Below are 14,532 nucleotides of genomic sequence, written 5' to 3' on the forward strand. Positions count from 1 at the left end.
GAGGCCCGAGGCTAGGCAAAGCGAGGCGCTAGCAATGATTAGATAGCTACCACCCACTCAGAACAGCAGCAGTTGGCGATCGGTCAGGCGGGTGAAGTCATCGTTGACGAACGGCAGGATGGCATCCGCCACCGGCTGCAGCTGGCGGCTGAGGTAGTGCTGGTAGTCGATCGGCGCCTGCAGGTTCTCCAGCGGCTGCGGGCCGGCGGTGGTGATCAGGTAGCTGATCCAGCCGCCGCGCTGGTACTGCAGGGGCCGCCCGAGACGGCTGTTGTACTCGTCCGCCAACCTTGCTGCGCGCACATGCGGCGGGACGTTTCGCTGGTAGTCGGCCAACGGCCTGCGCAAGCGCTTGCGGTAGATCAGCAGTTCATCCTGCTCACCGGCCAGCGTGCGTTCGACGTAGCCGCGCACGTAGTCCCGGTACGGCTGGCCCCGGAACACCCGGCCATAGAGTTCCTGCTGAAACTGGCGAGCCAGCGGCGACCAGTCGGTGCGCACCGACTCCAGGCCCTTGTAGACCATCTCCTCGCTGCCATCGGCGCGGCGCACCAGACCGGCGTAGCGTTTCTTGCTGCCCTCGTCGGTACCACGGATGGTCGGCATGAGAAAACGCCGGTAGTGGATTTCGTACTGCAGCTCCAGGGCGCTTTCCAGGCCCAGGGTGTCGGCCAGGTGCCGCTGCCACCACTGGTTGACCTCGGCCACCAGTTCGCGGCCAATGCGCGCTGCGGCGTCCTCGTCGTGGGCGTCCTTGAGCCAGACGAAGGTGGAGTCGGTGTCGCCATAGATCACATCAAAGCCCCGCGCCTCGATCAGCGCCCGGGTCTGGCGCATGATCTGGTGCCCGCGCAGGGTGATCGACGAGGCCAGGCGCGGGTCGAAGAAGCGGCAGCCACTGGAGCCGAGCACGCCGTAGAAGGCGTTCATGATGATCTTCAGTGCCTGCGAAAGCGCCGCGTTGCCTGCGCGCTTGGCCGCCTCGCGCCCCTGCCAGACGCGCTCGACAATCGCCGGCAGGCAATGCTGGCTGCGCGAGAAACGGCCACCGCGAAAGCCCTCCACCGAGTGCGCGTCATCCGGCTGGCGCAGGCCCTCGACCAGGCCCACCGGGTCGATCAGGAAGGTGCGGATGATCGAGGGGTACAGGCTCTTGTAGTCAAGCACCAGCACCGAGTCGTACAGCCCGGGCCGTGAGTCCATGACGAAACCGCCCGGGCTGGCCTCGCCCTCGCCGCCGACGAGGTTCGGCGCGACATAGCCCAGGCGGTGCATGTACGGGATGTACAGGTGGCAGAACGCGGCCACCGACCCGCCGCTGCGGTCCACGGCCAGGCCGGTGACCGAGGCGCGTTCGAGGAGGAAGTCCAGCAAGCGGGTATGGGCGAAGATCCGCGTCACCAGTTCGCAGTCCTTGAGGTTGTAGCGGGCCAGGGCCGGCTTGTCCTCGGCGAAGCGGCGGTTGATCTCGTCCATGCGCTGGTACGGTGTATCGATGGCCTTGCCCTCGCCCAGCAACTGCTGCGCGACGCTCTCCAGGCTGAACGAGGGGAAGCTCCAGGTCGCCGAGCGCAAGGCCTCGATGCCGTCGATCAGCAATCGGCCCGGGGCCTCGGCGAAGAAGTGGCTGCGGCTGCCATGCTCGCGCAGGTGCATTGGCGCGCCGTCGCGGCCCAGGCACAGCGGCACATTGAGGCGCTGGGCGTGCTCATGCAGCAGGCGCAGGTCGAACTGCACCAGGTTCCAGCCGATGATCGCATCGGGGTCGTGGCGGACCAGCCACTGGTTGAGGCAGACGATCAGCTCGGCGCGATCGGCGCAGTAATGCAGGTCGAAGTCCAACTCGCCCGCCTCGCCGTTGGCCGGGCCAAGCATGTAGACCTGGCGCTGGCCGCAGCCTTCCAGGGCGATGCTGTAGAGCTCGCCGCGTTCGCTGGTCTCGATGTCCAGCGACACCAGGCGCAACGGCGGGCGGTAGTCCGGGTCGGGCTTGAGCTGGGCATCGTGCAGGACGCCCTGGTTGTCGGGGCGGCCATCGAAGCGCACCGGGGCGGTGATGAAGCGCTCCATCAGGTAGCGCTCCGGGGGGCGGATGTCGGCTTCGAACACCTCGACACCGGCGGCGCGCAGGCGCTTTTCCAAGGCGATCAGCTGGCGGTGCTGGCGGCAGTACAGGCCCATCACCGGGCGCAGATCGAAGTCGCGCAGTTGCAGCGGCTTGAGTTCGACGCCCTGTTCGTCGGCCAGCAGCGCCCGGGCGTGGGCAGCCTGTGCCGCGGGAATGAACGCCACCGAGGGCTGGGCGGCCAGGCGCAGGCGCCGTGGGCCCTGGTCGGTGGCCAGCCAGAACTCCACGCAGGTGCCTTCGGGCGTGTCATGCCAGTGGCGGGTCAGGACGAAGCCTTGTTGCAACGGCACTGCGGGGACCTCGGATCGCTGCTTTTCTCATATAGGCGGATTGTACCGTTCCTCCTGGCATAAAGGGGTGTTTCCAGGCCTGGCCCCATCGCGAGGCAAGCCCGCTCCCACGCCCAGCCATGCCCTGCCCCTTGTAGGAGCGGCCTTGTGCCGCGAAAGGGCTGCGTAGCAGCCCCAGGATCTCAGTGTTGATGGAAGATCGCCGGGGCCGCTTCGCGGCCCTTTCGCGGCACAAGGCCGCTCCTACACGCTTGCGTTCCCCCGGGCTAACGTGCGCCCGCGACGAACCCGGTCCGCCGCCCGCTCAACACCAGCAGCCACGCCAGCGCCACCAGCCCCAGCACCACCGCGCCAAACGACCCGACCCCGGCGCCGACCAGCAGCAGCCCGCCAATGATCCCGCCCAGGGCGATCGCGCTGTTCCACACCGTCACCAGCATCGACTGCGCCACATCGCCGCCCTCGCCCGCCGCATCGGCGCAGGCGGTCTGCAACAGCGTCGGCGCACCGCCGTAGGTCATCCCCCACAGCGCCACGCTGACATGCACCAGCCAGGCAGCGCCCCGTGCCTGCCCCAAGGCCAGGGTTGCCAGGGCGAACCCGGCCAGGCACAGCAACACCAGCCCGCGCAGATGACGGTCGACACCCAGGCCCACCAGCACGATGCCGGCCAGCGAGGCCAGGCCGAAGGTCATCAGCACCTGGCCCACCTCGGCCGCCATGCCCGCCGCCGCCAGCAGCGGCACGATGTAGGTGTAGAGGATGTTGTGGCCGAGGATCCAAGCCAGGATCACCAGCAACACCCGCGCCACGCCCGGCGTGCGCAGCACCACCAGCGCCGCGGGGCGCTTGCCGGCGGCCTGGCCGGGGAAATCCGGCACCGCCCGCACCACCCAGACGATCAGCAGCAACGCCGCGACCGTGACCACCACGAAGGCCGCGCGCCAACCCAACCAGGCGCCGAGCCAGGTGCCGATAGGCAGGCCCAGCGACAGCGCGATGGGTTGCCCGAGCATCGCCACCGCCATGGCCTTGCCCTGCTGGGCCGGCGCCACCATGCGCCGCGCATGGCCGGCGATCAGGCCCCAGGCCAGGCCGGCGGCGGCGCCCGTGAGAAAGCGCAGGCACATTGTCAGGGTGTTGTCAGAGGACAGTGCGGTGAGGCCGTTGAACAGAATGAAGCCAGCGATGGCCAGCAACAGCGCGCGGCGCCGCCACCAGCCCTGGGTCAGGGTCACCAGTGGAATGGCGGTGAGCAGCGAGCCCAGGGCATAGGCCGTGACCCACTGCCCGGCCATGGCCTGGCTGATCTGCATGCCGTCCGCGATCTGGTCGAGCAGGCCGGCCGGCAAGGTTTCGCTGAGGATGGCGATGAAGCCGGTCAGGGCCAGGGCCAGCAGGCCGCTCAGGGGCAGGCGTACGGCGCTGGCGGGGGATGCGGCGACGCTCGCCGTCGGGGAAGGTGAATGCATGGTTGTCTCCGGCTATCGATCAAGGCAGGCATGGTGCGCCGCTGGGGCATTGCGGAAAAAGCCGGGTACAATTCCGATCAGTCAGGACATCGATGTCCGCAATCGGAGTGCAACATGGACAGCCTCAGCGGTTTCATGGTCTTCAACCGGGTCGCCGAAACCCGCAGTTTCGTCGCCGCCGGCCAGTCGCTGGGGATCAGTGCGTCCGCCGTGGGCAAGCGCGTGGCACGGCTGGAGGAACGCCTGGGCGTGCGCCTGTTCCACCGCAGCACGCGGAGCATCACCCTGACCGCCGAGGGCACACTGTTCCTCGAACGCAGCCGGCGCATCCTCGCCGAGATCGAAGCCACCGAGCAGGAACTCTCCCAGGCCAGCGGCGCGCCCCGCGGGCGCCTGCGGGTCAGCCTGCCGCAGGTGACCGGGCTGGTGATGCCGGCGCTGGCCGAGTTCATGGCGCGCTACCCCGAGATCGAACTGGACCTGGACTTCAGCGACCGCATGGTGGATATCGTCGGCGAGGGCTTCGACGTGGTGATGCGCGGTGGCCAGCCGCTGGACTCGCGGCTCAACGCCAAGTTCCTCGGGCACTTCCAGCATCGCCTGGTGGCCTCCCCCGAATACCTGCGCGAGCGCGGCACGCCGCAGCATCCCCGCGAACTGGCCGGGCACAGCTGCCTGCACTACCGCTTCCCCAGCAGCGGCAAGCTGGAAACCTGGCCGCTGCGCCGGGAGCACCCCGAGCAGGACTACACGATCCCCATCTCGATGGTCTGCAACCATGTCGAGACGCGCATCTGTTTTGCCCTCAACCACCGCGGCATCACCTGCCTGCCGGACTTCAGCGTGCGCAAGGAACTGGCGGCCGGCAGACTGGTGAGCGTGCTCGAAAGTTTCATGGAGCGGCGCGGCAGCTTCTACCTGCTGTGGCCATCGGGGCGGCAGATGCCGCCCAAGCTGCGGGTGTTCATCGACTTCATGCTCGAACGGGTGCTGCCGGCCACCGACCTCAGCCGTACAGGTAGCTGATGTCCTTGTGCGACAACCCCGGCACCTGCGCCACCAGGTAGTCGCGCAGCTTGTGCATCTGGTGGGCCTTGGGGCTGGCCTTGAGCCAGGTCATGTAGTAGCCATCGCCAGTGGCCACCGCGTGGGGGAACGGCGTGACCAGGTTGCCCGCGGCCAGGTCGGCGCTGGCCAGCACCAGGTCGACCACCGAGATGCCCAGCCCCTGCTGGGCGGCCGAGATGCCTTGGTCGAGGGTATCGAACACCTGGCCCTGGTCGATGCTGATGTCCAGCGCGTCCATGCGCGCCAGCCAGCGCCGCCAGTCACGCCGGTCCGGCGAGGGGTGGAGGAATTCACAGCTGGAGAGCACCGACAGCTCCGGCCGGGCCTGCTCGAGGTAGCTCGGGTGGCACACCGGGATCAGCCATTCATCGAACAGCTTCAGGCTCTCCACGTCTGCCGCAAAGCGCCCGTTGCCGAGCAGGATGGCGCAGTCATAGGGTTCGGAATAGAAGTCCACCGCGTCGATGTCCATCCACACGCTCGACAACTGCACCGAGCAGCTGTTGTCGACCCGCTTGAAGCCGTCCAGGGCCCGAAGCAGCCAGCGCACGGTAAGCGTGGAAGGTGCCTTGAGGCGCACGCCATAGCGGTCCTGGCGCAGCAGCGCGCAGGCGTTTTCGATGATCTTGAAACCGACCTTGAGCTCCTGGGCCAGCAGCCGGCCGTGCTCGGTCAGGCGCAGCTTGGGGCCGCGGCGTTCGAACAGGTCGCAGCCGAACAGGGCTTCGAGGGTCTTGATGTGGTGGCTGACCGCGCCCTGGGTCAGGGCCAGCTCCTGGGCCGCGCGGGTAAAGGAGCCGTAACGCGAGGCCACTTCGAAGGCGCGCAAGGCGTGCAAGGCTTGAATCCGTTCCGACATGGCGCCTTCCAGAGCATGAGTGAAGCTAATAGTAGGTCATAGATCCAGGCGTTTTACAACGCGGGAACCATCTCGGAAAATGCCGGTAAATAACAATTAAATATAGCAAACCTGCCGAGTTGTAATGAAAACGATCTATTGAACGAGAAGTCCTACTAAACACTGCATACGGATATGCCTGGGGAAATCATGTTTACGGGTTATGGAAACTGCTACCGCCTGGATGCGCTGGAGCTCGCCGATGAACATGTCCAGAACCGCCACCACTGGACGCACAAGACCATAGAACACTTCAAGGAAACCCTCGCCAACCCCGACTTCCCGTGCCTGTTCGGACGCAAGGCGGTCAACGCGCGCACCTGCCACATCGTCTTCGCCCGTGCCGAACGGCTGGCCGACGATATTGCCCGGGGCCTGGGTGACTACATCCGCACCATCGAGCCGATTCCGCTCAAGCAGCGCATCGGCAACCCGCTGCTGGTGTTCCTCGAGACGGCGCCCGACACAACGCTGCAGGCGCAACAGACACTGGCCTGGGATGTGCTGAACCAGGTCCATGCACGCGACCCGCAGCCCTGGCCCGAAGAGGTCCCGCAGGACCCGCACGACACGCGCTGGTCATTCTGCTTCGCCGGCATGCCGCTGTTCATCAACATGAGCTTCCCCGCCCACCGCTTGATGAAAAGCCGCAACCTGGGCCGGCACATCGCCTTCGTCATCAACCCGCGGGAAAGCTTCGACGAGGTCGCCAGCGCCAGCACCGAAAGCGGCCAGCGCATCCGCGCACGCATCCGCGAACGGGTGCGCCACTACAACGACGGGGTGATGCCCGACACCCTGGGCTTCTTTGGCCAGGACGACAACTTCGAATGGAAGCAGTACCAACTGCAGGAGCCCGGCTCGCCGAGCCCGGCGCGCTGCCCGTTCCATGCCCATGCAACCGCTGCAACCCTCACCGAGAACTGATCGTGAATACCGCACTGACCGCCACCTACGCCCTCACCGTCCTGCTGCTGATCGCCACGCCCGGCCCGGTGGTGGCCCTGATCGTCAACACCGCCGCCGCCTCGGGCTCGCGCAAGGCCCTGTTCACCGCGGTCGGCACCAACTGGGCGTCACTGGTGCTGATCGGCGCGGCCGCCTGGATCATCCTGACCAGCGCGGCCATCGACAAGGCCTGGCTCAGCGGCATGAGCCTGCTGGGCTGCCTGTTCATCGGCTACATCGCCCTTGGCACCCTGCGCGAGGCGCTGCAAGCACCGGTCGACAGTGCCCCGCAGCCATCGGCCAGCGCGCAGCCGGGTCGTGGCGGCCTGTTGCAGGGCTTCATGGTCGGCATCTCCAACCCCAAGGACATCATCTTCTTCATCGCCTTCTTCCCACAGTTCATCCAGATCACCGAGTCGTTCGGCAAGAGCATGGTGGTGCTGTCGCTGCTGTGGATCGCCATCGATTTCGCCGTGCTCAGCCTGTACATCTTCGCCATCGGCAAGATCGCCTCGCCGCGCAGCAACCGTGTGATCAGCCTGGCCTCGGGGGTCGCCCTGCTGCTGATCGCCGGCGTCGGCCTGGCCTACAACCTCAAGGAGCTGGCCGCCTGAGCCAACCCCCAAAAGAAGGAGCGCCCATGACCCCGATCGACCCCGCCGCCACCGGCAGCATGGGCACGCCCGACCCCCTGGCGCAGGACTACCAGCGCTTCCTGCAGTTGGGCAGCCGCCGCGCGCCGCACACGCTGTACGTGCACGAGCGCGGCTATCGCTCCGGCACCATCAACACCGATGCCCTGGGCATGCGCTACAGCCATTGCGCCGGCAAGCGCTTCTCGGTGGCCGAGCGCGGTGGCGCGGCGCGGGTCAACCTGCTGGTGGGCGGCTCCACCGCCATGGGCATCGGTGCCAGTTCCGACGAGCACACCGTGGCCTCGTACCTGTCGGTACTGACTGGCGAGATCTGGCTGAGCCTTGCCGGTTGCGGCCTGAACGCCACCCAGGAATTGCTGATGTTCCTCACCCACCAGCACCGTTTCGGCCAGATCGGTCACGTGGTGGTGCTCAGCGGCCTGAACACGCTGGCCCAGGAGGCCCTCGCCGAGGTGTTGTCCGGCGCGCAGGACCCGCACCGGGCGCAGGCCTACCAGGATTTCCTCAACCGCTTCAACGAAGGCGTGCAAACGCCAGGCGAAGCGCGCCGCGAATCATTCTGGCAACGCCTGGGCCAGCTCCTGGCGCCGGCCCGGGAAGCACACTGGCCGCAGGTGGAACCGCTATCGAGTCCGGACAAGCGCCTGATCCGCGCCGCCGCTGCCGTGGGCCGCACCCTGCGCCAATGGGACCGCCTGCTGGCAGACGGCCACACCACCCTCACCTTCATCCTGCAGCCGCTGCTGCCCTGGTGCCGCGAGGCATTGCCCAAGGCGGAACAGGCCATGCTCGGCAAGCTTGAGCGTCAGCCGTCGAATTTCGACCGTTTGCTCGGCGACACCTTCGACAGCCAGTTGCACATGGCCTTCTTCCGTCGCATCAAGAGCCAGGCCGACCCGGTCCCCTGCTACGACATGAACAGCATGCTCAGCAGTTCGCCGGTGTTCGCCGAGCACCTGTTCGTCGACCGCCTGCACTTCAATGATTTGGGTAACAACACGCTGGCCAAGGTGATCACCGCCAAGCTGGGGCTGGCCCAGGAAAGACAGGCCCTGCGCAAGGTCGCGCCGATCAAGCTGGTCTGATGGCCGCACGCCGGGCTTTCGGGGAACGCACGCGGATGGATAGAATAGGCCGTCGTCGCTCCTGATTTGCCCGAGGCAACCGCGTAACCGCCATGACCATTCCTGCCGTCCCCTCGCTTCTGGCCCGTCCCCGCGCCTGTCTGGTCGCGTCGTTGCCGTTGCTGCTGGCCGCCACAGGCGCCCAGGCCCTGGACGTGAACATCGACCCCCATGCCGACCTGCTCTATCGCCAGGCGTTGCCGCTGCTCGAGCAGGCTGACAGCCAGGACGACGGCGCCAGCCCGCTGCGCACCGCCGGCGGCGACCCCGAGCTCAGCCGCCAAGGCCAGGCGATGGCCCACACGCTGCCAACGGCGGTGGCCCTGCTGAAGAGGTCGGTGGCCCTCGGCCACCCGGTGGCGCAGTACCGCCTGGCGCTGTACTACACCACCTATCTGCCGGCAGGACAGATCGCCGAAGCCGCCTGCCCGTTGCTGGAGGCCAGCCTCAAGCAAGGCTTCGCCCCGCCCGCGCTGGCCATCGCCCACTGGTGTTCGCCCTACAATGCCAGCCCCGCCTACCGCGAGGCCCTGGAGGCGGTGCCCAGCATGGCCACCCTGTACGCCGCCTACTACCCACAGCCGGCCACCCGCCTGGCGTGCAGCCGCACCCGCCCGCAGGGCCTGCAAATGCAGTGGGGGCGCCAGCGCGACTACCAGGCCGAGATCTACCGGCTGCTCGGTGAGCTCGACCCCCGCCAGCGCCAGGCCTTCCTGCAGAAGGCGGTGGACATCAACGGCTGCGCGGCGGCGCAACAGCGCCTGACCAGCAATCGCTGAGCCTCGCTACACAGCGATACATAACCCCATCGCCCCCGACACACTGCCGATACCCCCGCCCTGCACACTCCCGGCCACAACAGCGCGACGGCACCCCGCCGTTGCCGCCTACACCGGGAAGCCTGCCCATGAAAGCCCTGCCACTGTTTGCTGAATGGAAGCTGTTCAACGCCCTTGATCACACCGGCAACTGGAGCGCCGACCTGCCGCTACGCCTGTTCCTGGCCTGGGAGTTCTTCGAATCGGGCCTGGAGAAGTTCAACGGCGCCAACTGGTTCGCCGACCTGCAAGGCAGTTTTCCGTTCCCGTTCGACCTGCTGCCGGCGGACCTCAACTGGCAGCTGTCGATGTGGGCCGAATTGATCTGCCCGCTGCTCCTGCTGCTGGGGCTCGGTACCCGGCTGGCCTCGGCGGTGCTGATGGTGGTGACGGTGGTGGCGATAGCCGCGGTGCACTGGCCGAGCCAGTGGTCGAGCCTGGCGGAACTGGGGCGGGGGTATGCGATCACCGACCAGGGCTTCGGCAACTTCAAACTGCCGCTGATCTACCTGGTGGCGTTGCTGCCGTTGCTGTTGAAGGGGGCTGGCAGGTTGAGTCTGGATCACTGGCTGCGCAGATACCTGTAGGAGCGGCCTTGTGCCGCGAAAGGGCCGCAAAGCGGCCCCGGCGATTGTTACATAAATGCTGAAATCTGGGGCCGCTGCGCGGCCCTTTCGCGGCACAAGGCCGCTCCTACAGGAGATAGCGTTACATACCTTCTGCCAGGTTGTCCTCATCCCGCCGATGCGCCCACTGATACAACGCCGGCAACACCAGCAAGGTCAGCGCCGTCGACGACAGGATTCCGCCGATCACCACCGTCGCCAGCGGCCGCTGCACCTCGGCGCCGGTGCCCGTGGCCAGGGCCATGGGAATGAACCCCAGCGACGCCACCAGCGCGGTCATCAGCACCGGCCGCAGGCGGGTCAGCGCGCCCTCCTCCACCGCGGCGCGCAGGCCCCGGCCTTCCTCACGCAGGTTGCGAATGAAGGCAATCATCACCAGGCCGTTGAGCACCGCCACGCCCGACAACGCGATAAAGCCCACCCCCGCCGAGATCGACAGCGGGATATCCCGCAGCCACAGCGCCAGCACCCCACCGGTCAGTGCGAAGGGGATGCCGGTGAACACCAGCAGGCCATCCTTGAGGTTGTTGAACATCATCAGCAGCAAGGCCATGACCAGCAGCAACGAGACCGGCACCACCACCCGCAGGCGCTCGGCCGCTGACTGCAGCTGCTCGAACTGGCCACCCCAGCGGGTCCAGTAGCCCGGCGGTATCTGCACCTGGTCGATCAGCGTCTGCGACGCCTGTTCGACGAACGAACCGAGGTCACGCCCGCGCACGTTGGCGCTGACCACCACCACGCGCTTGCCATCCTCGCGGCTGACCTGGTTGGGGCCCAGTTGCAGGTTCAGGGTGGCCACTTGCGACAGCGGGATGAAACCAATCTGCGAAGCACCGGCGGCGGCGCTGGCCGGTACCGGGATCAGCAGGCTGGACAAACCGTCGACATCGGTTCGCAGCGCCTCCGACAGGCGCACCACCATGTCGAAACGGCGATCGCCTTCATAGAGGGTGCCGGCAGTGCGACCGCCCACGGCGATGGCGATGGCGTCCTGCACGTCGCCCACATTCAGGCCGTAACGGGCCGCCTTGTCACGGTCGATATCGATGGTCAGCACCGGTAGGCCGGTGGTCTGCTCGACCTTCACCTCGGAGGCGCCCGGCACCTGCTGCAGGCTGGCGGCGATCTGCGCGGCGGTGCGGTTGAGCACCTCCATGTCGTCGCCGAACACCTTCACCGCGACATCGCTGCGCACCCCGGAGATCAGCTCGTTGAAGCGCAGCTGGATCGGCTGCGACAGCTCGTAGTTGCTGCCCGGCACGCTGGCGGCGGCGCGCTGCACCTCGGCGATCAGCTCATCGCGCGGCTTGCCCGGGTCCTGCCATTGCTCGCGGGGCTTGAGCATCACGTAGGCATCGGAGATGTTCGGTGGCATCGGGTCGGAGGCGATCTCGGCGGTGCCGGTACGGGCGAACACCCGCTCGACTTCCGGCACCTGGGCGATGATGGTCTTCTCCAGGCGCTGCTGCATGTCCACCGATTGCGACAGGCTGGTGCCCGGCACGCGCAGGGCCTGCAGGGCGAAATCACCCTCGCTGAGGCTGGGGATGAACTCGCTGCCCATGCGGCTGGCCAGCACGCCGGACAACAGCACAAGGGTGGCGGCGCCGGCGAAGGCCAGGTTGCGTCGGCCCAGCACCCAGTCCAGCACCGGGGCATAGCGACGGCGGGCGGTGCGCATGACCACGCCCTCCTCTTCTTTCACCTTGCCGGTGACGAACAGCGCCAGGGCCGCCGGCACGAAGGTCACCGAGAGGATCATCGCCCCCAGCAGTGCCATCACCACGGTGAAGGCCATGGGGTGGAACATCTTGCCCTCGACCCCGGTCAGGGCAAAGATCGGCAGGTACACCACCATGATGATCAACTGCCCGTAGATCAGCGGGCGGCGTGCCTCGCGGGCGGCGGCGAACACTTCGTGGAAGCGCTCGGAGCGGGTCAGCATGCGGCCATGATGCTGTTGGGCGTGGGCCAGGCGGCGGATGGCGTTCTCGACGATCACCACCGCGCCGTCGACGATGATGCCGAAGTCGAGCGCACCCAGGCTCATCAGGTTGGCGCTGACCTTGTTGCTGAACATGCCGGTGAAGGTGAACAGCATCGACAGCGGGATGACCATGGCGGTGATCAGTGCCGCGCGAATGTTGCCCAGGAACAGGAACAATACGGCGATGACCAGGATCGCGCCTTCGATGAGGTTCTTCTTCACCGTGGCGATGGCTTTTTCCACCAGGTTGGTGCGGTCATAGACGGTGATCGCCACCACACCCTTGGGCAGGCTGCGGTTGATCTCCTCGAGCTTGGCCGCCACCGCCTGGGACACCGTGCGGCTGTTCTCGCCGATCAGCATGAACACCGTGCCCAGCACCACCTCGCGGCCATTCTCGGTGGCCGCGCCCGAGCGCAGTTCCTGGCCCAGGCCGACCTGGGCCACATGACTGACGCGGATCGGCGTGCCATCGACGCTGGAGATGACGATATTGGCGATGTCCTCGGCCGAGGCCACCTGGCCCGGGGCGCGGATCAGCAACTGCTCGCCGTTGCGTTCGATGTAGCCGGCGCCGACGTTGGCGTTGTTGCGCTCGAGCGCCGCGACCAGGTCGTTGAGGGTCAGCTTGTAGGCCGCCAGGCGCTTGGGTTCGGGAGCGATCAGGTACTGCTTGGCATGGCCGCCGATACTGTTCACCTCGGCCACGCCCGGTACGTTGCGCAGCTGCGGCTTGATGATCCAGTCCTGGATCACCCGCAGGTCGGTGGCGGTATAGGGCGTGCCGTCATCCTTTAGCGCGCCCTCCTTGGCCTCGACCGTCCACAGGAAGATCTCGCCAAGGCCGGTGGAGATCGGCCCCATGGCCGCCTCGATACCCTCGGGCAACTGCTCGCGAGCCACCTGCAGGCGCTCGTTGACCAGCTGGCGGGCAAAGAAGATGTCGGTACCGTCATCGAAGATCACCGTCACCTGCGACAGCCCCGAGCGCGACAGCGAACGGGTCTGCTTGAGGCCCGGCAGGCCGGCCATGGCGGTCTCGATGGCGAAGGTGATGCGTTGCTCGGTTTCCAGCGGTGAATAGCCGGGCGCGGCGGTGTTGATCTGCACCTGCACGTTGGTGATGTCGGGCACGGCGTCGATGGGCAGTTTCTGGTAGCTGTGGATGCCCACGGCGGCCATCAGCACCACGGCGAGCATCACCACCAGGCGTTGCTCGATGGCGAACTGGATAAGGCGTTCGAACATGAATGGCGTCCCCGGTCAGTGGCTGTGTTCGGCCGAGCCTTTGCCCAGCTCGGACTTGAGGACGAAGCTGCCGGCGGCGGCGACCACGGTGCCGGCGGCCAGCCCTTCGCGCACTTCCACCTGGCCGGCGTCACGACGCCCGGTCTTCACCGGGCGGGCCTCGAAGCCCTCGTCGGTACGGGCGAACACCACGGTCTGCTCTTCCCAGGTCTGCAGGGCGCTTTCCGGCACCACCACGGCGGCGTCGAAACGCTCGACGGTGACCGCGATGTTGACGAACAGCCCGGGACGCCAGGCGCCATTGGGGTTGGCCAGGGTGGCGCGCACGGTGGCGGCGCGGTTCTGCTCGCCGAGCAGGCTGCCGACGTAGTTGACCTTGCCTTCCACCTGGGCACCGAGGTCCGGCGCGCTGACGCTGACGCCACGGCCGCTGACTACCTTGTCCAGGTCGCGCGGGGCCACGGCGAAGGTGGCCCAGACCCGACTCAGGTCAGACAGCGTGAAGGCATTGCTGGTCTCGTCCACCACCTCGCCCACGGTCAGGTGCTTTTCCACCACCACCGCGTCGAACGGTGCGCGCAACTCGTAACGATTGCCCTTGCCGGCCGGCGCCACGGCGGCGACCTTCTGCCCGGTGTTGGCGGCGGCGATCTCGGCCTCCTGCAGCGCCTGGCGGGCCTGCAGGTAGTCCTGCTCGGCGCTGATGCGCTCCTGCCACAGCTGCTTCTCGCGCTCGAAGGTCAGGCGCGCCAGCTCCAGGCGGCGCTGGGCGGCCTGCTGCTCGCTGCGCAGTTCGGAGATCTGCTGGCTGGCGATCACCGCCAGCACCTGGCCGCGCTTGACCGCCTGGCCCAGCTCGGCCTGCACCGACTCGACCACGCCGGGGACGCGGGGCACCACGTGGGCGGTGCGGTCCTCGTCGAAGCGGATCTCGCCGGGGAAGCTGATGGCGGTACCCAGGCTTTGTGGGCCGGCAGTGGCCAGTTGCACGCCGGCGGCCTGGATCTGCTCGGCGGAGAGGTGCAGCTGGCCCTCTTCGTCGGCATGCTCCTCTGCCTTTCCTTCTTCATGGCCATGGCCTTCCTCGCCATGGTCGTCGTGCTGGGCCTGGCCGCTGCCGGCCTTGCCAAGGGTACCGGTCCAGGCCGCGCCACCGAGGCCGAGAACGGCCAGGGCAGCGGCGAGGATGGCGAGCTTGCGTGGGTTGGTCATTATTGCTCCTGCTGGAAAAGTCGTTGCAGTTCAGGGCCCATCGCGGGGCAAGCC

Annotated in this window: 11 protein-coding genes; 6 read left to right on the forward strand and 5 right to left on the reverse strand. The window is 67.2% G+C overall.

Annotated elements, in window-relative coordinates; all coding sequences use genetic code 11:
• Positions 1 to 57 precede the first annotated feature (57 nt).
• Positions 58 to 2,418, reverse strand: coding sequence for a DNA polymerase II (locus AC0MAZ_RS18745; protein WP_475858827.1), 2,361 nt, complete (start codon positions 2,416 to 2,418; stop codon positions 58 to 60).
• 266 nt (positions 2,419 to 2,684) lie between these two features.
• A complete protein-coding gene (locus tag AC0MAZ_RS18750) occupies positions 2,685 to 3,890 on the reverse strand; it encodes an MFS transporter (protein WP_475858828.1) in 1,206 nt (401 codons plus the stop codon).
• Positions 3,891 to 4,004: 114 nt separating this feature from the next.
• Here AC0MAZ_RS18750 and AC0MAZ_RS18755 point away from each other — a divergent pair, with 114 nt between their 5' ends.
• Complete coding sequence (locus tag AC0MAZ_RS18755; RefSeq protein ID WP_203652372.1) at positions 4,005 to 4,916, forward strand: LysR family transcriptional regulator; 912 nt, start codon at positions 4,005 to 4,007, stop codon at positions 4,914 to 4,916.
• Here AC0MAZ_RS18755 and AC0MAZ_RS18760 read toward each other — a convergent pair.
• On the reverse strand, positions 4,897 to 5,817 hold the full coding sequence (locus tag AC0MAZ_RS18760; protein ID WP_203652371.1) for a LysR substrate-binding domain-containing protein: 921 nt from the start codon (positions 5,815 to 5,817) through the stop codon (positions 4,897 to 4,899). The two genes, AC0MAZ_RS18755 and AC0MAZ_RS18760, sit on opposite strands and share 20 nt — an antisense overlap.
• 189 nt (positions 5,818 to 6,006) lie before the next feature.
• Between AC0MAZ_RS18760 and AC0MAZ_RS18765 the strand changes: the two genes are divergently transcribed.
• From AC0MAZ_RS18765 to AC0MAZ_RS18785, 5 genes are all read left to right on the forward strand, one after another.
• Entirely contained in the window at positions 6,007 to 6,783 is a 777-nt protein-coding gene (locus AC0MAZ_RS18765; protein ID WP_203652370.1) for a YqcI/YcgG family protein, read from the forward strand.
• 2 nt (positions 6,784 to 6,785) lie between these two features.
• A complete protein-coding gene (locus tag AC0MAZ_RS18770) occupies positions 6,786 to 7,418 on the forward strand; it encodes a LysE family translocator (RefSeq protein WP_232855540.1) in 633 nt (210 codons plus the stop codon).
• Positions 7,419 to 7,444: 26 nt separating this feature from the next.
• Positions 7,445 to 8,545 carry a hypothetical protein gene (locus tag AC0MAZ_RS18775; RefSeq protein WP_475858829.1) on the forward strand — a complete coding sequence of 367 codons (1,101 nt, stop codon included), beginning with the start codon at positions 7,445 to 7,447 and terminating at the stop codon, positions 8,543 to 8,545.
• Between the two features lie 92 nt (positions 8,546 to 8,637).
• Positions 8,638 to 9,363 (forward strand): sel1 repeat family protein, encoded by a 726-nt coding sequence (locus AC0MAZ_RS18780; protein WP_203652369.1) that lies wholly within the window; start codon positions 8,638 to 8,640, stop codon positions 9,361 to 9,363.
• Between the two features lie 128 nt (positions 9,364 to 9,491).
• Positions 9,492 to 9,989 (forward strand): HvfX family Cu-binding RiPP maturation protein, encoded by a 498-nt coding sequence (locus AC0MAZ_RS18785; protein WP_203652368.1) that lies wholly within the window; start codon positions 9,492 to 9,494, stop codon positions 9,987 to 9,989.
• Positions 9,990 to 10,110: 121 nt separating this feature from the next.
• Here the strand turns inward: AC0MAZ_RS18785 and AC0MAZ_RS18790 are convergent, their stop codons facing one another.
• Both AC0MAZ_RS18790 and AC0MAZ_RS18795 read right to left on the reverse strand, forming a co-directional pair.
• Complete coding sequence (locus AC0MAZ_RS18790) at positions 10,111 to 13,266, reverse strand: efflux RND transporter permease subunit (RefSeq protein ID WP_232855542.1); 3,156 nt, start codon at positions 13,264 to 13,266, stop codon at positions 10,111 to 10,113.
• A gap of 15 nt (positions 13,267 to 13,281) precedes the next feature.
• A complete protein-coding gene (locus tag AC0MAZ_RS18795) occupies positions 13,282 to 14,478 on the reverse strand; it encodes an efflux RND transporter periplasmic adaptor subunit (protein WP_475858830.1) in 1,197 nt (398 codons plus the stop codon).
• Positions 14,479 to 14,532: the final 54 nt, after the last annotated feature.

The organism is Pseudomonas sp. A, assembly GCF_056270345.1.

Coding starts and splice junctions, on each gene's coding strand:
- AC0MAZ_RS18790 (WP_232855542.1), bottom strand. CDS start 13,266: ATGTTCGAACGCCTTATCCAGTTCGCCATCGAGCAACGCCTGGTGGTG.
- AC0MAZ_RS18795 (WP_475858830.1), bottom strand. CDS start 14,478: ATGACCAACCCACGCAAGCTCGCCATCCTCGCCGCTGCCCTGGCCGTT.
- AC0MAZ_RS18780 (WP_203652369.1), top strand. CDS start 8,638: ATGACCATTCCTGCCGTCCCCTCGCTTCTGGCCCGTCCCCGCGCCTGT.
- AC0MAZ_RS18760 (WP_203652371.1), bottom strand. CDS start 5,817: ATGTCGGAACGGATTCAAGCCTTGCACGCCTTGCGCGCCTTCGAAGTG.
- AC0MAZ_RS18765 (WP_203652370.1), top strand. CDS start 6,007: ATGTTTACGGGTTATGGAAACTGCTACCGCCTGGATGCGCTGGAGCTC.
- AC0MAZ_RS18755 (WP_203652372.1), top strand. CDS start 4,005: ATGGACAGCCTCAGCGGTTTCATGGTCTTCAACCGGGTCGCCGAAACC.
- AC0MAZ_RS18785 (WP_203652368.1), top strand. CDS start 9,492: ATGAAAGCCCTGCCACTGTTTGCTGAATGGAAGCTGTTCAACGCCCTT.
- AC0MAZ_RS18775 (WP_475858829.1), top strand. CDS start 7,445: ATGACCCCGATCGACCCCGCCGCCACCGGCAGCATGGGCACGCCCGAC.
- AC0MAZ_RS18750 (WP_475858828.1), bottom strand. CDS start 3,890: ATGCATTCACCTTCCCCGACGGCGAGCGTCGCCGCATCCCCCGCCAGC.